This window comes from Wolinella succinogenes DSM 1740, from assembly GCF_000196135.1.
In the GTDB taxonomy this organism is placed as follows: domain Bacteria; phylum Campylobacterota; class Campylobacteria; order Campylobacterales; family Helicobacteraceae; genus Wolinella; species Wolinella succinogenes.
Genome location: NC_005090.1, coordinates 1,474,749 through 1,495,653 on the forward strand (window position 1 = coordinate 1,474,749; position 20,905 = coordinate 1,495,653).

23 protein-coding genes are annotated in these 20,905 nt (G+C 50.4%); 10 read left to right on the plus strand and 13 right to left on the minus strand.

All coding sequences use genetic code 11. From position 1 onward, the window contains the following. The first annotated feature begins 96 nt into the window (after window positions 1-96). The 8 genes from phnD (at window position 97) to WS_RS07360 (ending at window position 6,725) form a co-directional block, all read left to right on the plus strand. Entirely contained in the window at window positions 97-1,041 is a 945-nt protein-coding gene (phnD, locus tag WS_RS07330; protein WP_011139376.1) for a phosphate/phosphite/phosphonate ABC transporter substrate-binding protein, read from the plus strand. A 9-nt stretch (window positions 1,042-1,050) separates the two neighbouring features. Further along, the gene (gene phnC, locus WS_RS07335; RefSeq protein WP_011139377.1) at window positions 1,051-1,878 is read left to right on the plus strand and encodes a phosphonate ABC transporter ATP-binding protein; all 828 of its coding nucleotides are present in this window, start codon (window positions 1,051-1,053) and stop codon (window positions 1,876-1,878) included. Continuing rightward, a complete protein-coding gene (locus WS_RS07340; RefSeq protein WP_011139378.1) occupies window positions 1,875-2,405 on the plus strand; it encodes a PhnE/PtxC family ABC transporter permease in 531 nt (176 codons plus the stop codon). The genes phnC and WS_RS07340 overlap by 4 nt, the downstream gene beginning before the upstream one ends. Then, window positions 2,377-2,679: a PhnE/PtxC family ABC transporter permease gene (locus tag WS_RS11085; RefSeq protein WP_011139379.1), complete on the plus strand. Its 303-nt coding sequence runs from the start codon at window positions 2,377-2,379 to the stop codon at window positions 2,677-2,679. Before WS_RS07340 ends, WS_RS11085 begins: the two co-directional genes overlap by 29 nt. Next, entirely contained in the window at window positions 2,679-3,488 is an 810-nt protein-coding gene (phnE, locus tag WS_RS07345; protein WP_011139380.1) for a phosphonate ABC transporter, permease protein PhnE, read from the plus strand. Before WS_RS11085 ends, phnE begins: the two co-directional genes overlap by 1 nt. Further along, window positions 3,485-4,384 carry an HAD-IIA family hydrolase gene (locus WS_RS07350; RefSeq protein ID WP_011139381.1) on the plus strand — a complete coding sequence of 300 codons (900 nt, stop codon included), beginning with the start codon at window positions 3,485-3,487 and terminating at the stop codon, window positions 4,382-4,384. Before phnE ends, WS_RS07350 begins: the two co-directional genes overlap by 4 nt. A gap of 96 nt (window positions 4,385-4,480) precedes the next feature. After that, window positions 4,481-5,089, plus strand: a complete 609-nt coding sequence (locus WS_RS07355) for a class I SAM-dependent methyltransferase (RefSeq protein WP_011139382.1) — start codon at window positions 4,481-4,483, stop codon at window positions 5,087-5,089. A gap of 10 nt (window positions 5,090-5,099) precedes the next feature. Next, window positions 5,100-6,725 carry a GGDEF domain-containing phosphodiesterase gene (locus WS_RS07360; protein ID WP_011139383.1) on the plus strand — a complete coding sequence of 542 codons (1,626 nt, stop codon included), beginning with the start codon at window positions 5,100-5,102 and terminating at the stop codon, window positions 6,723-6,725. On the opposite strand, the gene WS_RS07365 is transcribed toward WS_RS07360, so the two are convergent. The 8 genes from WS_RS07365 to WS_RS07400 all read right to left on the minus strand — a co-directional run bounded on the left by WS_RS07365 (window position 6,714) and on the right by WS_RS07400 (window position 14,763). Beyond that, on the minus strand, window positions 6,714-7,211 hold the full coding sequence (locus WS_RS07365) for a TlpA family protein disulfide reductase (RefSeq protein WP_011139384.1): 498 nt from the start codon (window positions 7,209-7,211) through the stop codon (window positions 6,714-6,716). The two genes, WS_RS07360 and WS_RS07365, sit on opposite strands and share 12 nt — an antisense overlap. Then, the gene (locus WS_RS07370; RefSeq protein ID WP_011139385.1) at window positions 7,208-7,690 is read right to left on the minus strand and encodes a peroxiredoxin family protein; all 483 of its coding nucleotides are present in this window, start codon (window positions 7,688-7,690) and stop codon (window positions 7,208-7,210) included. Before WS_RS07370 ends, WS_RS07365 begins: the two co-directional genes overlap by 4 nt. Then, on the minus strand, window positions 7,687-8,337 hold the full coding sequence (locus tag WS_RS07375) for an ABC transporter ATP-binding protein (RefSeq protein WP_011139386.1): 651 nt from the start codon (window positions 8,335-8,337) through the stop codon (window positions 7,687-7,689). The genes WS_RS07370 and WS_RS07375 overlap by 4 nt, the downstream gene beginning before the upstream one ends. A gap of 4 nt (window positions 8,338-8,341) precedes the next feature. Next, window positions 8,342-9,487, minus strand: a complete 1,146-nt coding sequence (locus WS_RS07380; RefSeq protein ID WP_011139387.1) for an ABC transporter permease — start codon at window positions 9,485-9,487, stop codon at window positions 8,342-8,344. Beyond that, window positions 9,474-10,745 carry an ABC transporter permease gene (locus WS_RS07385; protein WP_041572195.1) on the minus strand — a complete coding sequence of 424 codons (1,272 nt, stop codon included), beginning with the start codon at window positions 10,743-10,745 and terminating at the stop codon, window positions 9,474-9,476. The genes WS_RS07380 and WS_RS07385 overlap by 14 nt, the downstream gene beginning before the upstream one ends. Beyond that, entirely contained in the window at window positions 10,745-12,154 is a 1,410-nt protein-coding gene (locus WS_RS07390) for a Fe-S-containing protein (RefSeq protein WP_011139389.1), read from the minus strand. Before WS_RS07390 ends, WS_RS07385 begins: the two co-directional genes overlap by 1 nt. A 98-nt stretch (window positions 12,155-12,252) precedes the next feature. After that, window positions 12,253-12,783 (minus strand): iron transporter, encoded by a 531-nt coding sequence (locus tag WS_RS07395; RefSeq protein ID WP_011139390.1) that lies wholly within the window; start codon window positions 12,781-12,783, stop codon window positions 12,253-12,255. A 54-nt stretch (window positions 12,784-12,837) separates the two neighbouring features. Then, window positions 12,838-14,763 carry an FTR1 family iron permease gene (locus WS_RS07400; RefSeq protein ID WP_011139391.1) on the minus strand — a complete coding sequence of 642 codons (1,926 nt, stop codon included), beginning with the start codon at window positions 14,761-14,763 and terminating at the stop codon, window positions 12,838-12,840. Window positions 14,764-14,934: 171 nt separating this feature from the next. Here WS_RS07400 and WS_RS07405 point away from each other — a divergent pair, with 171 nt between their 5' ends. Both WS_RS07405 and WS_RS10695 read left to right on the plus strand, forming a co-directional pair. Beyond that, complete coding sequence (locus WS_RS07405; RefSeq protein WP_011139392.1) at window positions 14,935-15,771, plus strand: hypothetical protein; 837 nt, start codon at window positions 14,935-14,937, stop codon at window positions 15,769-15,771. Further along, a complete protein-coding gene (locus WS_RS10695; protein WP_011139393.1) occupies window positions 15,768-17,456 on the plus strand; it encodes a GGDEF domain-containing protein in 1,689 nt (562 codons plus the stop codon). The genes WS_RS07405 and WS_RS10695 overlap by 4 nt, the downstream gene beginning before the upstream one ends. Here the strand turns inward: WS_RS10695 and WS_RS10940 are convergent. The 5 genes from WS_RS10940 to WS_RS07435 all read right to left on the minus strand — a co-directional run bounded on the left by WS_RS10940 (window position 17,453) and on the right by WS_RS07435 (window position 20,904). Further along, entirely contained in the window at window positions 17,453-17,674 is a 222-nt protein-coding gene (locus WS_RS10940; RefSeq protein ID WP_011139394.1) for a hypothetical protein, read from the minus strand. The genes WS_RS10695 and WS_RS10940 overlap by 4 nt on opposite strands. A 108-nt stretch (window positions 17,675-17,782) precedes the next feature. Next, window positions 17,783-19,948: a heavy metal translocating P-type ATPase gene (locus WS_RS07420; protein ID WP_049770676.1), complete on the minus strand. Its 2,166-nt coding sequence runs from the start codon at window positions 19,946-19,948 to the stop codon at window positions 17,783-17,785. Further along, window positions 19,911-20,243, minus strand: a complete 333-nt coding sequence (locus tag WS_RS11160) for a hypothetical protein (protein WP_011139396.1) — start codon at window positions 20,241-20,243, stop codon at window positions 19,911-19,913. The genes WS_RS07420 and WS_RS11160 overlap by 38 nt, the downstream gene beginning before the upstream one ends. A 20-nt stretch (window positions 20,244-20,263) precedes the next feature. Then, complete coding sequence (locus WS_RS07430; RefSeq protein ID WP_011139397.1) at window positions 20,264-20,590, minus strand: hypothetical protein; 327 nt, start codon at window positions 20,588-20,590, stop codon at window positions 20,264-20,266. Beyond that, a complete protein-coding gene (locus tag WS_RS07435; protein ID WP_011139398.1) occupies window positions 20,587-20,904 on the minus strand; it encodes a hypothetical protein in 318 nt (105 codons plus the stop codon). Before WS_RS07435 ends, WS_RS07430 begins: the two co-directional genes overlap by 4 nt. Between the last annotated feature and the right edge of the window lies 1 nt (window position 20,905).

Consider the following 20,905-nt stretch of genomic DNA (forward strand, 5'->3'; position numbering starts at 1 on the left):
CTCTTCCTTCATGCGTGCATTCTAGCAATCAAGCTGTAATCGGCGAATCCTAGAATCTCAAGTTAAAAATTTACCAAACAAAAGAAGGAGAGAGAGATGAGAGCGAGTCGAGCCTTTTTAGGACTAATCTTGGGTGCAAGCCTAGCATGGGGAGGATTCTCCCTGGATAACCGATACGAAGATAAAGATGGCGATATGGTGGCCGACACCCCCAGTGATCTATCCAAGCAGGTGGATCCAAAGACACTGATCTTTGCCTACACGCCCGTAGAAGACCCCTCCGTCTATGTTGAGGTTTGGTCGGAGTTTTTGGCTCACATGGAAAAGGTGACGGGAAGAAAAGTACAGTTTTTTCCCGTTCAAAGCAATGCCGCCCAAATTGAGGCGATGCGAGCGGGAAGACTCCATATCGCTGGTTTTAATACAGGCTCTAACCCCATCGCTGTGGCGTGCGCAGGCTTCAAACCCTTTGCGATGATGGCCGCTGAAGATGGCTCTTATGGCTATGAAATGGAGATCATCACCTATCCCGGTTCAGGAATCAAAGAGCCCAAAGACCTCAAGGGCAAAAAGATGGCTTTCACCTCTCAGACCTCCAACTCTGGCTACAAGGCTCCCTCGGCGATTCTCAAAGCCCAGTATGGACTAGAGGCAGAGAAGGATTTTGAACCTGTCTTCTCTGGTAAACATGACAATTCGATCCTTGGTGTTGCCAACAAAGACTACCCTGCCGCTGCGATTGCCAACTCCGTCTTGGTGCGTATGCTAGAGCGAGGCGTGGTGAAAAAAGAGCAGTTGGTGAGCATCTACAAATCCCAAAGCTTCCCCACCACAGGTTATGGCATGGCTTACAACCTTAAGCCTGAGCTACAAGAAAAAATCAAAGAGGCCTTTTTCACCTTTGATTGGAAAGGCAGCAAGCTAGAAAAAGAGTTCAAGCCCGCCAATCAGACTCGATTCATTCCTATCACCTTCAAAGAGCATTGGGCGGTCGTGCGCGAAATTGATGAGGCGATGAATGTCAATTACACCTGCAAGTAAGGGGATTTTTTGCTAAAGATAGAGAATCTCACCAAGCGCTACAAGGGGGATGAGATTGCCCTCAAAGGGGTCTCCTTGGAGATCAAAAAGGGGCAAGTGGTCGGATTGATTGGCCCTTCAGGAGCGGGAAAATCGACCCTCATCCGTTGCATCAATCGCCTCATTGAGCCCAGTTCAGGAGAGGTGTGGCTAGAGGGAGTCAATCTCCCCTCCCTCTCTCGCACCAAGCTCAAAGAGGCACGGCGAGAGATGGGGATGATTTTTCAAGAGTACGCGCTTATTGAACGTCTCAGTGTGATGGAAAATGTCCTCTCTGGACGCCTTGGCTATCACTCTTTTTGGCGCACCTTTTGGCGAAGATTTCCTGAGGCAGAAGTGGAGAGAGCCTTTTATTACCTAGAGCGCGTGGGGCTCATAGAGCACTACAACAAGCGTGCCGATCAGCTCTCAGGAGGTCAAAGACAGCGTGTGGGAATCGCTAGAGCCCTAGCCCAAGAGCCCAAAGTGCTCCTCGTGGATGAGCCCACCGCTAGCCTTGACCCCAAAACCTCCCGTCAGGTAATGCGGCTCTTATTAGAGCTTTGCCGTGAAAAAGAGCTTTTAGCGATTGTGAACATCCACGATGTCCCCCTAGCCCAAGCCTTCATGGAGCGAATCGTTGGACTTAGAGCAGGAGAAGTGGTCTTTGATGGCGCCCCTAGCGAGCTTGATGAGAGAGCCCTCACGGAGATTTATGGCGAGGAGGAGTGGAAAACCCTCCAAAAAACCCACCAAGAAGAATCCTCTCTGGGCGAAGATTCTTCCCTTCTTTATGCCAAAGCGGAGATTGCAGGATGACTCCTTCGCGTGCCACCTCTTGGCGCCCTCCCCACTATCTTCTTCCCTCTCCTTGGATGCGATACGCTCTTTTAATGGGAGCGCTCCTCTATCTCATCCTCGCGCTCTCCACTCTAGAGATCAACTGGCTTAGGGCATACGAGGGGCTAGATCGCGGATGGCGATTCTTGCAGGGATTCTTAAGACCCGATTTCACCTCAAGGGGCACGGATATCTACCAAGGACTCTCTGAGAGTCTTACCATGAGCATCACCTCCACTCTAGCAGGAATCTTGCTCTCCATCCCTTTTGGAATCGGAGCCGCCTCCAACATCTCCCCCAAACCCCTCTATCTCTTTTGCCGCTCCTTTATCGCCCTCTCGCGATCCATCCAAGAGGTGATTGTCGCCATCTTTTTGGTTGCCCTCTTTGGGTTTGGAACGCTCGCGGGCTTCCTCACTCTCACCTTTGCCACCATCGGATTCCTCGCCAAACTTTTGGCCGAAGAGATTGAGGGGGGTGCAAAAGAGTCAAATAGAGGCGATTGATTCCACGGGAGCTTCGTGGTGGCAGAGACTCCACTACGCCATCACTCCTCAAATCATGCCCCGATTCATCGGACTCTCTTTCTATCGCCTTGATATCAATTTTCGCGAATCAGCCGTGATTGGAATCGTGGGCGCTGGAGGCATTGGTGCCACCCTCAACACGGCTATTGAGCGCTATGAGTATGATTCTGCGGGAGCGATTTTGATCCTCATCATCCTCATTGTGATGCTTTGCGAATACGCCTCAGGCTATCTAAGAAAGGCGGTGAGCTGATGCAACCTGAGTCAAAATCGATCCTCTGGGCGCGCCAAAATGCAAAAAAAGAGCGATTCTTGTGGCTTCTTTGGCTGGGAGGAATTATCCTCTTCATCCTCGCTTGGCAAGAGATGACCAAAGATACCCTTTGGATTTTCGTCCTAGATGCCCCCACCCAAGCCCAAGACCTCGCTTCTAGGCTCTTTCCTCCACGATGGGAGTATATCCACAAGCTCTATGGAGCCCTTTGGGATACTCTCAACATCGCCACGCTAGGCACCCTCCTAGGGATTGCAATGGCCTTTCCCATCGCCTTTTTGGCGGCACGAAACACCACGCCATCGCGCCGATTCATCCGCCCTCTTGCGCTTCTTATCATTGTCTCTTCGCGCTCAATCAACTCGCTTATCTGGGCGCTTTTGCTAGTCGCCATCCTTGGACCTGGGGTGTTAGCGGGAATCATCGCCATTGCGCTTCGCTCCATCGGTTTTGTCGCCAAGCTCCTCTATGAGGGAATCGAAGAGATCAATCCCATCCCCTTAGAGGCGATTCGTGCCACGGGGGCTTCAGAGCTTCAGGTGATCGACTACGCCATCACCCCTCAAATCATGCCCGCCTTCCTCGGAATCTCCCTTTTTCGATGGGATATTAACATCCGAGAATCGACCATTTTAGGGCTTGTCGGCGCTGGAGGGATCGGACTGCAACTTCAAGCCTCTTTAGGGATGCTAGCTTGGCCTCAAGTCTCGCTTATTATTTTGGTGATTCTTGGCACCGTTGTCCTCTCTGAGGCTCTCTCTTCTAAACTTAGAAAGGCGATTCTATGAGCCATCTTCCCTCGCTAGAGAGCTTTTGGCGTTACGAATCGATCCGTGATCGCCTCCCCCTCTCCCCCCTCCTCCCCCCTGCGACCATGCTCGCCTCCAAAGAGGAGCTTGTTGAAGTCTCTAAAGGCTTTTTTCTTGATGCTTTTGGGGTGCTCAATGTCGGTGAAAAGGCTATCAAAGAGGCGCTAGAGTTTGTCGCGATGCTTCGAGCCAAAGGCAAGCCTCTCTTTGTCCTCACCAACTCCGCCTCCATCCCCAAAGAGCGACTTGTCGCCTTTTTCACCGCCTTGGGCTATGACTTCGCCCCCCATGAAGTGATCAGCTCTAGAGAGGTGCTGTGGCGCCATCTGGGAGAACCCGCCCCAAGCTATGGAATCATTGCTCCTGAGATTTGGACGCTAGAGCGCCCCCTTCAGGGTTATGGAGTCTGGCATGAAGAGTTTTGGGAGAGCGAGACGTTTCTTTTTTTAGGGAGCGGCGTCTGGAGCGAGGCTTTACAAGAAAAACTGAAGAAAACTCTTCGCCAAAGAGCACGCCCCATATGGGTCGCCAATCCTGACATCACCGCACCTAGAGGCGAGGGGAGATACTCTTTGGAGCCCGGCTTTTACACGCTCTTAGAAGAAGAGGTGCTCTTTGAGCAGATGCGCTTTATTGGCAAGCCCTTTCCTTCTATCTTTGAACACGCCCTAGCGCGAGCTAAAGAGGAGTGGAATCTCCTCGCTTCAGAGATCGCCATGGTGGGCGATACGCTCCACACGGATATATTGGGAGCCAACGCCATGGGAATAAAGAGTGTCCTTTTAGAGGGGTATGGCTTTTTTGCTCAAGGGGGTGCCAAAGAGGCGATGGAGCAATCTCAAATCCACCCCTCCTATCACCTGCTGCACTACTAGATCCAAGTCGAGCCAACACCGCCCCTAAGTTCCAAAGGCATCTATAAAACTTTTTGGGTTAGTATTGGCTCCACTTTCGCTCCACAAGGAACACCCATGAGCCATTTTGACTCCCAAGCCCCCACATGGGATGAAAATCCCAAGCGCTCTCTCATGATCAATGCCATCGCTGAGGCTCTACGCTCCCATCTCCCTTTACGAGAAGATTTTAGAGTGATGGATTATGGCTGCGGGACAGGAGAGCTCTCTTTGGCGATTCTCCCTTGGGTGGGCTATGTAGAGGGGATTGATACCTCCAAAGGAATGATTGATCGCTTCTCCCAAAAGATACAAGAGAGAAACCTCCCTAACATCAAAGCCAAATTCATGCGCGCAGGAGAGGCGCTAGAGGGAGAATTTGATCTAGTGGTCTGCAACATGGTCTTGCACCATATCCCTGATCCCCTTCTTTATATTCGTCAATTTGAGAGCTCCATCCGCCCTGGAGGTCATCTCGCCATCATCGATTTGGACAAAGAGGATGGAAGCTTCCATCCTCAAGGCACGCCTGGAGTTTTTCATCAAGGATTCTCCTATGAAGAGATTCGCGCTTGGCTGGATTATTGCTACCTTGAGGAGAGGCTTCACCACCCAAGCCTTCATCTCATTCAAAAAAATGAGAGAGAGTACCCCCTCACACTCACCCTTGCCCAAAAACCGCACTAAGGAGCCTTGGATGCCACTGGATGACAGCGCTTGGCTTGGCGAATACAAAAAGGCTCTAGATGAGAGCAATATCGTCTCCATCACTGATCTAGAAGGACGAATCGTCTATGCCAATGAGAAGTTTTGCGAGATTTCAGGCTACTCCCAAGAGGAGCTCCTAGGAAAGCCTCACAACATCATCCGACACCCCGACACCCCCAAAGAGACCTTCAGGGAGCTTTGGAACACCATCCAAGCGGGAAAAACATGGCAAGGCCTCATCAAAAATAGAACCAAAGATGGCCGAGACTACCTTGTGCACAGCACGATCATCCCTATCTTTGACCAAGAAGGGAAAATCATCCACTACATGGGAGTGCGTCACGACCTCACGCCGCTCATCGAGAAAGAGCAGCTCATCGCCCGTCATATCAAAGATGACCTCACCCACCTCCCTAACCGATCCAAGCTACTAGAGGATATCACGACCCTCCCCTGCCCCACCCTCTCGCTCATTAATATTGATGGCTTCAGTCAGATCAACGACTTTTATGGGCTTAGCATTGGCGATGAGGTGCTCAAAAGCTTTGCCCATCTCCTCCAAGAGGCTTTTGGCGAAAAACAACACCGAATCTATCGCCTCCACAGCGATGAGTTTGCGATCCTCACGCCAAGCCCACAAGATGAGGAGGATCACTTCCAGCGACTCAAAAACTTTCTCATGCAGCTCAAACAAGAGCCCATCCTCTTTGAGGCAGGAAAGATCTATTTGAGTGCAACCGCGGGAAGCGCTGCAGAGAAAGAGACTATCATGGGCAAGGCGAACATGGCTCTTCGCTACGCTAGAGAGGAGAAGCAGCTCCACAAAGTCTATGATGAAACCCTGCTCATCAAGCAGCGCCAAGAGGAGAATCTAGAGTGGATTCACAAGATTCAGGGGGCGATTCGCCAAGAGCGAATCATCTCCTATTTTCAGCCCATCTACGATGTCAAGAATCGCCGCATCTCCAAATATGAAGCCCTCGTGCGCCTCATGGACGAAGAGGGGGCGATCATCGCTCCTTGGCAATTTCTTGATATCGCCAAACAGAGCCGTCAATACCCTCTCATCACCCAAACCATGCTCTCTCACGCCGCCATTGCCGCCAAGACGCACCAAGTGAGCATCTCCGTGAATCTCACCACCGAAGACCTCACCCACGCCGATGTGCTCAAGCATATCGATTCTCTCATGAGAGTTTATGAGTGCGCCCCCTATCTCATCTTTGAGATCACAGAGACCGAAGAGATCAGAAACTATGACGATGTGCGCAACTTTATCCGCCTTGTGAAAGGAAAATATGGCTCTAAAATTGCCATTGATGACTTTGGGAGCGGTTATTCAAACTTCGAGCACCTCTTAGAGCTTGAGTTTGACTACCTCAAAATCGATGGCTCCATCATCAGCAAGCTAGAGACCCACGGCCAATCCCATGTCCTTATTGATGCTATCGTTGCCTTCACGCAAAAACTTGGAATCAAGACCGTGGCGGAATTTGTCAGCTCTAAAGCTATTTTTGATCTCATCAAAGAGAAGGGAATCGACTTTGCCCAAGGCTACTTCATCGGCACCCCTCAAAAAGAGCTGCTCCCTGCGGAATTTCGCCTAGAGGAGTGAGCGCACCTCTTCTTCCAAAACCCTTTGGGGCACCAAGCCCAAAAAGTGCTCCTTGGGTGCTCCCGTCTCATCAAAAAAGAAAAAGAGCGGCACCCCCATCACTCCTCCGACCGCTCGGCTGAGATAGTCACTCGAAGAGGGATCAGAGAGCACTTTAAATCGAATGGAGTGGCGCTTTAAAAACTCCAAGTCGCTCTTGATTCCCCGACTCCCGCCAAGCACTCCAATCACTTCAAAACGCTCTCCCCATTGCTCCTCAATCGCATTGAGATAGGGAATTGCCTCTTTGCACGCACCGCAAGAGGCGGTGAAAAAGAAGAGCAGGTAGGGCTTGGGGGATGAGAGCTGAAGTCGCTTCTGTTGTGGAGAGAAGCGGGTGGTGATTCCTTGGTCGCGGTTTAAAACCATATGATGCTTCTCCCCAAGCTCCTCCTTGCAGCCCCCAAGCCAAAGCATCATCACCAAAGCAAGCGCGAAGATTCTCATAGGATTCCCAAAATCCTTCCGCGCGTGCTTGCCCAAGGCTGCTCACCATAGATCTTATCGCGCAGCCGTCCCTCTTTATCAATAAGGAACATCGTGGGAATCGCCACCACTCCATATCGCTTGGTGGTGATGTCTAGATCATCCTTAAGAAGGGGATAGCCAAGATGATACTGTTCCTTGAACGCCTCCATCTCCCTAGAAGAATCTTGGGCGTTGATGGCTAGAATCACCAACTCTTCCTCATGCTCCCTCCAAAGCTCCTCCAAAAAGGGCATCTCCTTGACGCAAGAGGCGCAACCCTTTGCCCAGAATCGGAGCACGACCGCCTTGCCGCGATAATTTTCCAGCTTCACCGCTTCGCCTTGAAGATTCTTCGTTGAAATTTCTGGTGCACTCTCGCCCAGCGCCACTCCTTGGGGGTTACATCCGCCAAGCCAAAGCGCCAAAAAAAGAGCGGCTCCTACCCCAAAAAATCTCACGCCTCCATCCTTCCATGCCTGAGTCTCACCACCTTATCGCCATAGCGCCCCAAGTCAGGGTTGTGTGTGATGAGGATGATCGTCTTCCCCTCCTCTCTTAGGCGACAAAAGAGGTCTAAAATCACCTTTTCATTTTGCTCATCGAGATTCCCCGTGGGCTCGTCCGCCAGCAAAATATCGGGATTATTAATGAGCGATCGAGCGATGCAGAGGCGCTGCTGCTCTCCACCTGAAAGCTCTGAAGGGCGATGGGTGAGGCGATGGGTGAGGCCGACTTTGTGGAGCGCCTCTTTGGCATCCTCCTCATCCACGCTACTGTGATAGTATTGAGCGATCATCACATTTTCTAAAGCGCTCAAATAGGGGATAAGGTGAAACTGCTGGAAGATAAGTCCGATCTTCTCTCGGCGAATGAGGAGCTGCTTGGCTTCATCCAGTGCGCTCGCATCCTCACCACCAAGATGATATTCACCCCTTGTGGGAGTGTCCATAAGGGAAAGAATATTTAAAAGGGTGGTCTTTCCTGAGCCTGAGGGACCCATGATACTAGTCCACTCTCCTTTATTCACCACGAGATTGATTCCTTCTAGAGCGACCACCTCGCCAAAGCGTTTTTCAATATTTTTTAGTTCTAATACGACTGACATGGGATCACTCTCCTCGTAAAATATTCGCCACTCCAAGATGGAGGGTTCGTTTGATGGGATAGTAGGCGGCTAGCGCGGCAAAAAGCAGGGAGATTCCTATCGCCAGCGGAATGGAGAGGAATCGAAAATCAATCCCTGAACCAAAAATCGCCAACCCCAGCCACTGAGCCAGAAGGATTCCTAGTAGCGCCCCCGCTAAAGAGGCGCTGAGCGTCATGATAAGCGTCTCGCTTCCAAAGAGCTTCACCACCTCTGCCCTAGAAGCCCCCATCGCCCTTAAAAGCGCGATTTCTTTGGTTCTAGCAAAGATGATGGAGCTAAGCGTGGTGTTGACACACATCGAGGTGATCAAAAGGACGGTGAAAGCCACAAGCGCCATGAGGAGCTTGATCTTCTCAAGCACAATTCCCTCTGAAAGCGAAATACGAGCCAAGGGCTTGGCGAGCACTCCCTCCTCTCTTAGGCGCTCTCCAAGCTCTCCAAGCTCCCTAAAATCCCCCAAAATCACCGCCTCGGCCAGATGCACCTCCCCCTCTCTTCCGAGGGCTTTTTGCGCCAAGGGGAGCGAGACAAAAAGAAGTCCATCTTCCTTGTCTCCGCTAGAGACGATTCCCTTGATTCTTACAGAGGTGGCAAATCCGCTCTTCTCATTCACCAAGTCCACGACCGAGCCCACTTTGAGCTCCATCTTTTTGGCAAGGTCGATTCCCGCTAGCGCATTTCGCTCATCAAAATCAACATTGATATAGGAGCCATGCACCACCTCCAAGAAGGGCTTTGTCTCCTTCATCCCCGCAAAATCAACCCCCGCGATGAGCGCCTCACCTAGGCTTAAGCGCACCAACCCATAGAGATAGGGAGTCGCGCCCATAAGCTTGGCGGGCTCTATTTGAGCTTTGAGCTTGTGATAGAGCTCTTCGGAGAAAGAGAGCTCCTCTTTTTGCACCAAAGGGGCAAAGATGAAATTCGCTCCATACGCCTTAAGCTCTTTGCGCATCTTGGAATCGATATCCAAATAGACATTGATAAAAGCCCCGCTCACGCACGCCCCCAAAGCCACCGCGACAAAAATCACCGCACTTTGGGTGAAGCTAAAACGCAGACTCTTCATGATCATCTGCAAGAAGAATCGCCCCCTATTTACGACCATAAAGCACCTCCGCGGGCAAAAGATCGACCACCCCTCTCATAGGAAGAAGCGAGCCAAAAAGCGCAACTAGAAGCGCAAAGCTGACCGTGAGAGGCAGAATAATCCAGCTCACCCCTAGCGTATGGCCAAAGATTCCTAGCGCCATAAGCATAGAGATTCCATAGCCAGCCAATCCCCCTAAAGTGCCCGATAAAAGCGCGACTAGAAGCGATTCGGAGACAAAAAGGGCGTAGATGGAGAGGCTGCTTGCCCCTAGCGCTTTGAGCAAACCGATCTCTTTTTTGCGGCGGTGAATCTCTGAAGCCATGAGCGAGGCGATTCCGATGGAGGCGCTAAGAAGCGCAAGAAGAGTCACCACACCCATAAGGGATTGAATCTTCTTCACCACTTTGCTCTCGCCATCACTCACCTTCATGAGAGCCTTAGCACTCGCCCCCTTATACTCCTCCTCGATTTGATAGGCGATGGAGCTCACATACGCGGTGCAATACCAAGTGTCATACTCTAGCGCATCCAGCGCCTCAGGGTCGCGTCGCGCCTTGATGGATAGATCGTTCTCAGGCACAGTGAGTGCAGAGACTTCAACTCTAGAGACTTTTCCTTGAGCATCAAGAAGCTTTTGCACCAAGCTCAAAGAGGCGATGATTTTATAATTCCCCTCCTCAAAGCCATGCAAAATCCCCTTCACTTTGAGCTCCAAAGCACCAAGCCAAATCGTATCGCCGATCTTTAGCCCCCGATTCTTCGCTAGCTCCTCCCCTAGGAGAATCTCTGTCATAGAATCATCTTCAATCCACTCTCCCTCCACACTCCAAAAGGGGTAGAGGATTTTAGCGCCCGTCTGGTAGCTAGGCTCATCCGCAATGGGAACGATTTTGTCAAAATAGGTTCCCGCTAGCGTCCAAACTTCTCCCTCTTTATCTTTGATTCTCCCCTCCAAAAAGGGGGCAAATCCCACGATATTGTTACGCCAAAAAATCTCTTTGATGCTTTTAAGGCGCGATTCTTCAAGGTAGGTCTCCCCCTGCAAGGGTTGAAACTCCTGCCCCTCAATCTCTAGACTCAAAGAGCCTCCATGGGGCAACACAACAATATTGGAGCCATAGCTTCTTAACTCCTTGGCGATCTTATCCCCCACGCCCAGGGTGAGGTTGAGCATGGCTGCAATGAGCGAGGAGGCGAGAAAAATCGTGAGAAAGGCGAGCCCTTTTTGGGTTTTGTTCCCCCAAATAGCCCCTTTGATGATTCTAAACTCCATCATTTTGTCTCCTCCATCGCCTTATAGCCTTGAGCCCGCCAGTGGGCATGGGTCGCCTCACCCGCAAATGCTTCGGGATTCTCTTTGAAGCGCTCGTAATTGGCCTCATTTTCAAAGTAGTAGGTTTTGCCGCCAAAGATATAGGTTTTGGGGGCTTTGAGATTGATGATCTTCGCGCCACTCACAGGGTCACTCACGCTCTTTTCAACCACCTCAGAGAAGTAGTGCACCCCTTTTAAAATCGTCTCTAGCTTAATAATCACCTCTTTTCCATCAAACTCATAGGGGAAGGGGATCGGATTGCACCCGCCCTCTTTGCCCACCGAAGGAATGAAGATTCGGACATTGCACGCAATGCAGATGAGCTCCTCTCCCTTTTTGACATAACCCATATCTCCGCAGATCATGCACGCATCAAAGACCGCAACAGGCGCATCTCTATCAGGATAGCGATTGAGCAAGAAGAATCGCACCTTATTCCCCTCGTCCGTCACATAGGCGAATCGATGGAGATCATTGTCCCTTAATCGCTCCATGGCAATTCTAAACTCCCCATTCACAGGCTCAAGCACCTCAGGAGTCGATATCTTGGGAGGTCTGGAGGCATAGAGGTCGTAGTAGAGCAAAAATCCTGCACTCAAAAACAGGATCGCCACCGAAGCACCAAAGAATCGACCCATCCTCTCCCGCTCTGCCTTCAATCGCCTAAAAAGAATTGAGCCAAGCTCCTCTTTGGGGCGCAAAAGGGGGCGTTTTTGGATATAAAATCCAAGAAGAATCAAAGCGATTCCCCCATAGATATAGGGGAGCCAAAAGGCGTAGTGCAAGAGCTTTGCCACGAGCGAGAGGAGCCACGCGTGGGTGGGCAAAATCCCCAATCGCATGAGTGCGATTCCCACCTCACCAAGAATCTTCCCAAGAAGCAAAAGGGTCACCAGCCAGAGGCAGACCCTCTTAGCCTGAGGCGAAATCGAAGCAAAAATGCGAGAGAAGAGCCACAAAAGGAGTGCCAAAAAAAGGAGTGCCAGGACTAAAAGCCCCAAGGAGAGAATCGAAAGGGTGTCTAGCAGCTCTCCTTTTAGGAGAGGAAAATCTTGACTCATCACCCCATACTCCACCCCAAAACCCACACCCAAAAGAGCGATCCAAAGGCGCTTTGGCCAAGGATTCGCTAGCCAAAAGAGCGGCCAAAAGAGCGCCAAAAGAGCCAAAAGCATCCCATCTGTGGCGATTTTAAGGGTGGGGGATAGGAGATAGAGGGCAGAGATCTCATAGAGTGAGATTCCCCCTAGGGCTCCCAAGGCCAAAGAGAGGAGCGATTCTAAAAGGGTGATCTTGGGGCTCCAGAGAGCCAAAAGGAGAATCACCCCAAAAAACGCCTGCATGGCGTGAAAGAAGTAGATGGACATTAATCTTCCTATGGAGTTAGAACTTTCGCCTGCCTGCACTCCTTATAAGGGGAGATACAAAAAGGCGAAAGCCCTAGCGGGCAAAGAGGAAAACCTCTTTACTCGGGGGCGCCAGTGTATTTGAATTTATAGACGGCGGTGAAAGGCTCAAACCATTTGCCCACGCCCGAAACCTTATCCGCGTGTCGGCCAAAGCCTTGCTTGGAGGGGTTATCAATGTGGAATTTCACCTCGTAGTTGCCCACGCCTAGCATTTTGATGTTGGCTCCATAGTGAGGACCATCCACCGCGACCATAGGCATGAGGTTACCGCTTTTGCTTTTGCCTGTGTCAAGGTTTTTGATCTCATACCCTACGGTCAAATAGGGAATCCACTCGCCCGCGGCAAAGCCATTTTTATTGCCCTCGGTCGCCTTGATGTCTGCTTCTAGGTGAATATCCGCCAAAGAAGGCGCTAGGTCGATTCCTTTTGGCTCCATGTCGATGGGCTTGAGATAGACCGCGGCGATGCTCATGTTGTTCATCTCCACCTCTTCACCGATGGGATACTCTTTGAACTCCTCAGCATTCGCACCCAAAGTCAAGACCACAGCCAAAGCCAAGACGGATTTGGTTAACATTTTGAACATTTTTTCTCCTCTAAATAGTTTTTTTGGATCTCAAAAGTTACCTCCTTTTGAGATTCAAGCCCTCTTGGCTTGAATCTTGATATAGACACTCCCTAGAATCACCCCCAAAAGCAAAACCGCTTGAGGCAATAGACTCTCCATATAGGGATAAACCCCAAGCCACGCCACTGTAGGAAACCCTTCAATCAAAGTCGGCTCAAACACCTTGCCCTCGACAAGCTCCATGATTCCCTTCCCTGCAAAGACCACCGACATATAAAAAATCACCGCGCTAGTCGCCATAAAAAAGGGTCTGATAGGAATCTTCACCGCCCCCCATTTAAGCAGATAGTAGAGCACCACAAGCACCACCAAGCCCACGCCAAAACCTAAGGCAATGAGGCTATAACCTCCCGCCCCTTGAGCGTCAAACAGGAGAGCTTGATAGAAAAGCACCGTCTCCGCCCCCTCTCGATAGACCGCCAAAAAGACTGTGAACCAAAGCGCCTTAGCCGATCCGCTAGAGAGCGATTCGCTCACTTTGCCCGAGATGTATTGACTCCACTTTTTGGCGTGAGCGTTGGAGAGAAGCCAAAATCCAACATAAAAGAGCAGAAGAACCGCCACTAGCATGGTGATTCCCTCAAGCATCTCTCGCGATTCTCCAGAGGCGTTAAAGAGGTAATTCATCACCACCGCCGTCACAAAACTAAGCGCGATCGCCGCCCAAAGCGAGCTATAGACCAGCGCGAGACGATGGGCGTTGCCACTTTTAATGAGGTAGGCAATCACCGCCGTGATGACAATGAGCGCTTCCACCCCTTCGCGAAGAATAATGATGAGCGAATAGATAAAGAGCGCCCAAGGAGTGGAAGCCCCTTGAAGCTTGCTCGCCCCCTCTTCTAGCTGAGCGTAGAGAATCTCCATGGAGCGCTCAACGATCTCCTCTTTGCTCCCATTTTTCATAAGGGCGACAATCTGGCTAAAAGTGCCTTCGATAGAGGTTTTAAGAGTCGCATCCACGGCACCGATCTTCACCTCCATCCCGCTAGCCTCAAAAATATCAAAGTAAGAATCTTGCACTAAGCTCATCGCTTGGCGACCCTTGCCCTCTTTGTAGAGCGCGAGCGCCTTTTGGGTTTGCGCCCTCAAAGCCTCAATGGTTGGAGCGAAATCTTGTCGAACCTGCTCCTCTTTGGGGAGATTCTCCACTTTGACCTTTGCAAGTTCCGCCGCCTCTGCGGGCAAATCCGCCAAGGCTAAGCGAATCTGCTGAGTCACCCTAGAGAGCTCCTCCTTGAGCTCATTGGCCTCCTCTCCTCCATTGATAGAGCGGACGATTTTGCCCATCTCGCTCTGGATCTGACCATCTCTGATTTGCGAGAGGTGGCGACGAATCGCCGTCTCAGCCATGCCGTTGCGATAATCCTCAAACTGAGCGGCAATCACGAGACGCTTCGCCTCCTCTTTGTCCCCTTTTTGAAGTGCTTCAATCGCTTTGGCGTATTTGAGCTCTATTTGTCCAAGAAGCGCCTGCCAGCGAGCATCCAAGCCTCTCTCCGCTAAAGAGGATGAATTAAGACTCGATTCTTTGACTTCGTGGGGCTCCTCGCTTCGCTCCGCAACGAGCTTGACTCCTTTTTCGAGTTTTGGCAGAACCTCATCCATCTCCAAAGAGAGGCTCTCCATGAGCGCCTTCACTTCGCCTAAGGGAGCGCCCTCAGAAATAAGCTTGCGAATCTTGACAAATTTTGATTCCATGGCGTAGGCTTTGCGCCCTGAGACATTGATTCGAATGGGGCCTTCGAGATTTTCAAACAGCTCAAAATAGGCACTCTGCGCCACGAGCTTTGCCTCTTCTTGCTCGCCTTTTTCATAAAGTGTCAAACTCTCTTGAAAAGTCTGCTTGATTCGCGACATGATGTCAGCATAATCAAGATTTCTCGCCAAAAGAAGGGTCGGAAGAATCAAAATCATCAAGAATCGAAAGAAGATTTTCATAAAAAGCCTCACGGGTAGGGTGATTTAACATTGAATTAACGTACAAGAGAGGGATTGTATCAGTGGCAAGCTTTCAATAAAATAAAAACCGTTCTTACAATTGTAATTGGAAGTTAAGGAATATTGTTGTTATATTCATTCCCAAAAGAGACTCAATAAAAAGGTTAGACTTTGAGAAAAATATATTTATTATTTATTTTTATCCTCGCATTGGGCTCCCAAGGGCTGGCCTCACCCCTAGCCTCCGTCTCTCTTGTTGAGCTTGACTTGGAGCGCGCCCTCAGCCTCTATCGAATCGGTGATTCCAAAAACGCCAAAGAGGAGCTCAAATTCGCACGCTACCATGGCTTTAAAAACACTGGTTTAGAGGCGATGATCAAAAAAGAGCTCTCCTATGCGCACGCCAAAGAGATCGAAAATCACTTCTCTCGCCTTGAATCAATGATCGATTCCTCCCTCTCCTATGAAGCCCTCCATCAAGAATCAGAGGCGCTTTTAGAGAGACTCTATCAAATCACCCAAGGCCTGCCTGAGCTAGAGCAGCAGGGGACAGTGAAAAATTGGCACGAGGTGGTGAAGAGAATCGATCTCGCCTTGGCTGAGGCCCTAGATCTCTACGCTCAAAACGCCATGAAACAGGCGATTTCAAAGGTTCAATCCGCCTATTTTGATATTTTTGAGGAGAGCGGAATGGAGCAGGCGATCCTTATTCTTAGCGAAGATCGCAAGCTCAAAGCCGAACAACGCTTCAGAAGCCTCACTGACATGATGAAAAAAGGCGAATCCCCGAGTCGCCTCAAAAACTATGCCAACGAGATGCACCAAGACTTCAGCCAGCTTGCCGAAGCACTCACCCCCAAAGAGCTCCGCCAAAACAACTACTCGCCCCTCCCTCTTTTGGAGCGCCACTCTCTTTTGCCTTGGCTTGCCATCACCTCTCTCCTGGCCCTCCTCTCCCCCCTATTTCTTCTCTTCTCTCTTCGTAGGGCTAGGAGGAGAAGGGATTGAAGCGTCGTCTTTTAGGGCTAATGTTTGGCATTGGCCTTTTGCTTTTTGGGATATTGATCGCCTTCTCTTTTCAGAGCCTCCAAAAATATGATCGCCTTGAAAATCTCGCCATCCAAGGGGAAGCTCTCCGCTCTCTCTATCTTATCAAAGAGTTTTGGGACGAGCGCAAGCTAAGCCTCGCCGCCCCAGAAGAGTCTGGCACCTCCTTGCTTTTAGATCGCACCAAGCCAGAGGACGAGAGAAGACTTCAAGCGATGGGGATTGACTTTAGCTGGTTGGAAAAGCGTCTAGAGCACGAGACCTTTGCACTCTTTCCTCTCTATCATGACCCCAAACGCTGGTCTATTTGGATCAAGGAGGGCAAGGGGATCTATCGTGGAAAAGAGGTGAGGCTTGAGGCAAGGGCAGAGAAGCGTTTTAGTGATCTCCTCCAAAAAGGGGTGAAATTCACTCTATTAGAGGATTCCTCAAAGCTTAGCTCCGCCAAACTCTTTTTTGAGGAGGGAGAGCTCTCCTATCTCTTTCAAAAAGGGGTGAGTTTTGTGGATATCTATCTCCCCTTTGCTCCTGATCTCTACCTCCAAGTGACTCTTGATCGAGGCTTCTACTCGATGATGCGCACCGATTGGCGTATGAGTCTCTTCTACCTCTTTCTCTCTTTAAGTGCGATTCTGGCGCTTTTTTATCTCTTTTTGGAGCGTCTCATCCTCTCTAAAATCTCCCACATCTCCGCCAAAGTGCGTCAAATCGAAGAGACTCATGATCTCTCTTTACGAATCGATCTTCAAGGAGGGGATGAGCTTGGCGAGTTGGCGGCTTGGATCAATGGAATGCTTAAGGAGATTGAGCGATTTCAACAAAGAGAACTAGGCAAAAGGGAGATTCTCTTGGAAAATGAGCGGCGATTCTTGCAAAAGATCATCGACTCTTGGAATCATGCCCTCTTGGTGATGGAGGGGGAGAAGATTCTCAAAACCAATGACGCCTTCAAGAGGCTCTTTGGAGAGTTTGACGCCCTTTCGCCAAGAGAACGAGAATCGTTTCTGCGCCCCCTATTGGAGGCCAAACCTCAAGAGAGTGTTCCGCTCTGCCTGGAGAATCAATGCCTCTTTTTTAGAGTCGATTCGCACTATCTTGGAGAGGGGCAAAGACTGCTCACCCTCACAGATGTCTCTAGGCTCAACGAGCAACTCCAAACCCTTCAAGATAGCGCCATGCGAGATTCTCTCACAGGGCTTCTCAATCGGCATGGAGTGCTCCATTTCATTCAAGAGCACCTAGAAAAAGAGGGATTTGGAGTGCTGATTTTTGATCTTGACCACTTCAAAAAGATCAATGACACCTACGGCCACCCCATAGGCGATGAGGTGTTGAGGGGCTTTGGCCTGATTCTTTCTGAGGGGCAAAGAAGCGAAGATGCGATAGGGCGTTGGGGCGGAGAGGAGTTTATTTTGGTGCTTTCAACCAAAGAATCCTCTGTGCTTCACTCTATCGCCGAGAGAGTGCGTCAAAGGCTCAAAGCGACTGCCTTTAGCGATGGTTGTCAAGGAACATTTAGGGTGAGTGTGAGCATCGGTGGGGCGATACTGAGAGAGGGAGAAAGCTTTGAAGGAGTCTATGAGAGGGCGGATAAGAATCTCTACCAAGCCAAGGCACTTGGCAGAGACCAAAGCATCGTGATTTAAGATTCTTGAGCGATCTCTTTCTCTTTAGATTCTCGCTCTTTTTTTCCTTGATAGAGGAAGTGATGCCACAGGCTAAAACCCACCAATGCCGCACCAGCACCTACATGCAGGCGCTTCATGGATCGATTCTTCAGAAAAAAGGAGGTCGCCACTGTGGCGGCCAAAGCCCCTGTCATACCAATCTTGGCGATCTCTTTCTTCTCTTCAAGACTCCACACGACGACTCCTTTTCTCTCGGATTTTCTTAAATTTTTTGCAGCTGCCTTGATAGGTTTCATAGCTAAGCCACACCGTCAAAACAGCCGTAAGAGGCAACAAAAAAGGCATCAGAGCTCCTTTGGATCGCGAATCTTAACGCCACCTAGAGCGTTTAAGAGTAGCCCAATGGTGGTGCCATTATGAAGGAGTGCTGTCCTCACAGGACTCAACCACCCAAGCGCCGCCGCGCCAAGAATCGCACTATTGATTCCCAATGTAGCCTTGAAATTGCCATTGACCTTGGCGAGGGTTGCATTGGCGACCTCTTTGGCATCCGCCACGGCGGCAATATCATCGCGGAGCAAAACCACATCCGCCGAGGCCTTGGCGATGTCGGCTCCTTTGTGCATACCAATCCCTGAGTGAGCCTTCATGAGGGCGGGTGCGTCATTGATTCCATCCCCTACAAAGGCCACTTTCTTGCCCTCTTTCATGAGACGCTCTAATATCTCTGCCTTTTGCGTGGGAAGCAGATTGGCAAAGTAACGGTCCACCCCGATACTCTCTGCCACCTCTTTAGCCTTCTCCTCTCCATCACCTGTGAGCATCACCACCTCTTGAACGCCCGCTTTTTTGAGCCGCTCTAGAGTCTCTTGGGCATTGGGGCGAATCTCATCTTTGAGCATCACCACCCCAAGAAGCTCTCGATCATAGCCGATATAAAGAGGCATATGCCCTTGGCTTAGATAACCTTTGAGCTCTTTTTGGTGAGAAGAGAAGTCGATTCCCTCATCATCTTCGAGAAAGTGGCGACTTCCAATCACGACGCTCTTGCCCTCAATCTCTGTCTTCACCCCATGGGCGACGATGAACTCCACCTCATCATGATGCATATGCACAAACTCTCGCTTGCGCGCTGCCTTCACAATGGCCTGTGCCACAGGGTGAAAGTAGTGCTCTTCGGCACTGGCGGCTAGATTGAGAATGGAGGTCTCATCCCATGCGCTTGAGAAGGAGTGCACCTCAATCACCTCCAGCTCCCCTTTGGTGAGCGTGCCTGTTTTGTCAAAAACAAAGGTGTCTGCCTCATGAAGTGCCTCTAAGCTCTTGGCTCCTTTGATGATGATTCCCATCTTGCCCGCACTTCCAATAGAGGCCTTAAAAGCCACGGGAGTCGCAAGTTTGAGCGCACAAGAGTAGTCCGCTTGAAGCACTGAAGCGAGTCGGGTAAGGTCTTGACTCACCACATAGGAGAGCACCGCAAGCCCAAGAGTGATGGGAACGAGGCCATCAGCCATCTTGGAGGCCTCAAGCTGAAGGGAAGATTTCTCTTCAAGAGAGCTTTGGATGTAGCTTCTAATCCTCGCTGTGGTCGTCTCATCACCTACATGCTCCGCCCATATTTTGATGCGCCCCTCTTCCACAACTGTGCCTGAGAGCACGCGATCGCCTCGTGACTTTCTCACGGGCTCCGCCTCTCCCGTCATGGAGATTTGGTTGAGCATTGCCTCTCCGCTCATCACATGCCCATCCACAGGAACAATCTCGCCAGCGCCTACCACCACAATATCACCCGATTTCACCTCTTGGATAGGAACAAGAATCGTCTCGATTCTCCCCTTTTGGTGCTTCTCAATCCAAACCTCTTCCACTTGCGGCTTGGAGAGCTCCTTGATCAGGTCATCGCTCTTATAGACGGTGGCCTCTTCGATATACTCCCCAAGCGCCAGCATAAAACTCGCAGAGTTGGCTGCACGAAAATCTTGGCGATAAATAGAGATGGCCACCGCCATCGCCTCTAGGACTTTGGAGGTGAGTCCATGCTCAAAAAGGTCTTTGATTCCATCCCAGACGATGGGCGTAGAGCCAATCGCAGCCGCTCCAAGCTTGGCGTTAGGATTTTTCAAAAAAGGTTCAAGAAGGAGAGAGGTCCCCGCTCTCACCACTCCACCTGAAGAGGGAATCTCCTCACGTAACACCAAGCAGCTATCCTTGGAAGCGCACGCTTTGCCCCTCAGACTCACTCGTTCCAAGACTCCCTTGATTGCGCTTTCCATCTCTTTAGGCTCTCGCCCCTCATGCTCTAAAATAAGATTATTAAGAGCAGGATTGACGCGCGCGCTTTTGATTCCCTCTAGCGATTCAAGAGCGATCTGGAGCGCCATAGGCTCAGGTCTGCACCCTCCCTCATAGCAAAAAGAGTAGCGCACACGCTTGGAAGTAGCGTGCTCCAGCCTGAGAGAAAAAAGCTCGGAATTACTCGCTTTTTTGGGCTTCAAGCTCGGCCTTTGCATCCTCGTAGCGCTCTTTGAGCTCTTCGACTCCAATTTGCATCATTGAAGAGGCTTTGGCGAATGCCTTAAAAATAGCCTTTTGAGCAGTCTCATTCGTTAAAAGAAATGTAGCCGCCGCGCCAATGAGTGCTCCCTTGACAAAGTCTCCATTTTCTAGCCCCATAAAAGCTTTGGGTGCCTCGGGCGCACTAGAGGAGAGGGCAAAAGGATCAAAGGCTTGAGCCTGAATGTAAGGATTCTCTCCGATGGAGGGATAATTCTTGGTACTGGTCTCGTTGTTTTTGTAATCGCTCATCTTTTCTCTCTTTGATTGGGTTATTCAGTGATTAATTTTGGAGAATCATCAAGAAGGAGATCGGCTCCCTTCTCAATAGCATAGACGCACGCCGCACCGACACTAAGGGAGGCCAGCGCTTTAAAATAGCCCGCAGGCGTTCCGATATGATTGGCTACTGCAATGGCTGAAGCTGTCACTGCGCCCCCTTGAAGGGTTTTTTTCAATGTGTCAACCCCAGCCTCTTTAGTGCTCATCTTACCCTCTTCGACACGCTTGTAGTTGATCGCTCCAGAGACAATCAATGAAGCAATCGAACCGCTCACCCAGTGACCCAAAACAGATCGAGGCATTCCCGTGTTGATCATGCTTGCTCCCCAGAAGCTGGCTCATTGGCGACCTTTTTTTTGGCTTGACTCTGGCGTGAAGGCTTTTTGGGAGCTGGCTCTTTTTTGGGGTTGGCAGATTTTTTCAAACCCTTGGCGGGAGCCTCTTTGGGGCTCTTTTGGAGCTCTCCCTTCACCTCTTCATATTTTGCCTTTGACCTCTCCACTCCTTTGGCTGCAAGCTCTTTGGCTTTTTGGGCTCCAAGGGTGATCTCTTTTTGCAAAACCTTTCTTTTGGTGAAGGCCAACATCGCCACGCTTCCTAGGGCCAAGCCCGCAATAAATGGTAAAGGCATC

Bases quoted from the DNA above. Each gene is read 5' to 3' on its own strand.
- WS_RS07380 (WP_011139387.1), bottom strand. From the start codon at position 9,487: ATGGTCGTAAATAGGGGGCGATTCTTCTTGCAGATGATCATGAAGAGT.
- WS_RS07355 (WP_011139382.1), top strand. From the start codon at position 4,481: ATGAGCCATTTTGACTCCCAAGCCCCCACATGGGATGAAAATCCCAAG.
- WS_RS07390 (WP_011139389.1), bottom strand. From the start codon at position 12,154: ATGTCCATCTACTTCTTTCACGCCATGCAGGCGTTTTTTGGGGTGATT.
- WS_RS07420 (WP_049770676.1), bottom strand. From the start codon at position 19,948: ATGCAAAGGCCGAGCTTGAAGCCCAAAAAAGCGAGTAATTCCGAGCTT.
- WS_RS07340 (WP_011139378.1), top strand. From the start codon at position 1,875: ATGACTCCTTCGCGTGCCACCTCTTGGCGCCCTCCCCACTATCTTCTT.
- WS_RS11160 (WP_011139396.1), bottom strand. From the start codon at position 20,243: ATGAGCGATTACAAAAACAACGAGACCAGTACCAAGAATTATCCCTCC.
- WS_RS07375 (WP_011139386.1), bottom strand. From the start codon at position 8,337: ATGTCAGTCGTATTAGAACTAAAAAATATTGAAAAACGCTTTGGCGAG.
- WS_RS07350 (WP_011139381.1), top strand. From the start codon at position 3,485: ATGAGCCATCTTCCCTCGCTAGAGAGCTTTTGGCGTTACGAATCGATC.
- phnE (WP_011139380.1), top strand. From the start codon at position 2,679: ATGCAACCTGAGTCAAAATCGATCCTCTGGGCGCGCCAAAATGCAAAA.
- WS_RS07365 (WP_011139384.1), bottom strand. From the start codon at position 7,211: ATGAGAATCTTCGCGCTTGCTTTGGTGATGATGCTTTGGCTTGGGGGC.
- WS_RS07385 (WP_041572195.1), bottom strand. From the start codon at position 10,745: ATGGAGTTTAGAATCATCAAAGGGGCTATTTGGGGGAACAAAACCCAA.
- WS_RS07430 (WP_011139397.1), bottom strand. From the start codon at position 20,590: ATGATCAACACGGGAATGCCTCGATCTGTTTTGGGTCACTGGGTGAGC.
- WS_RS07395 (WP_011139390.1), bottom strand. From the start codon at position 12,783: ATGTTCAAAATGTTAACCAAATCCGTCTTGGCTTTGGCTGTGGTCTTG.
- WS_RS07360 (WP_011139383.1), top strand. From the start codon at position 5,100: ATGCCACTGGATGACAGCGCTTGGCTTGGCGAATACAAAAAGGCTCTA.
- WS_RS07435 (WP_011139398.1), bottom strand. From the start codon at position 20,904: ATGCCTTTACCATTTATTGCGGGCTTGGCCCTAGGAAGCGTGGCGATG.
- phnD (WP_011139376.1), top strand. From the start codon at position 97: ATGAGAGCGAGTCGAGCCTTTTTAGGACTAATCTTGGGTGCAAGCCTA.
- WS_RS07400 (WP_011139391.1), bottom strand. From the start codon at position 14,763: ATGAAAATCTTCTTTCGATTCTTGATGATTTTGATTCTTCCGACCCTT.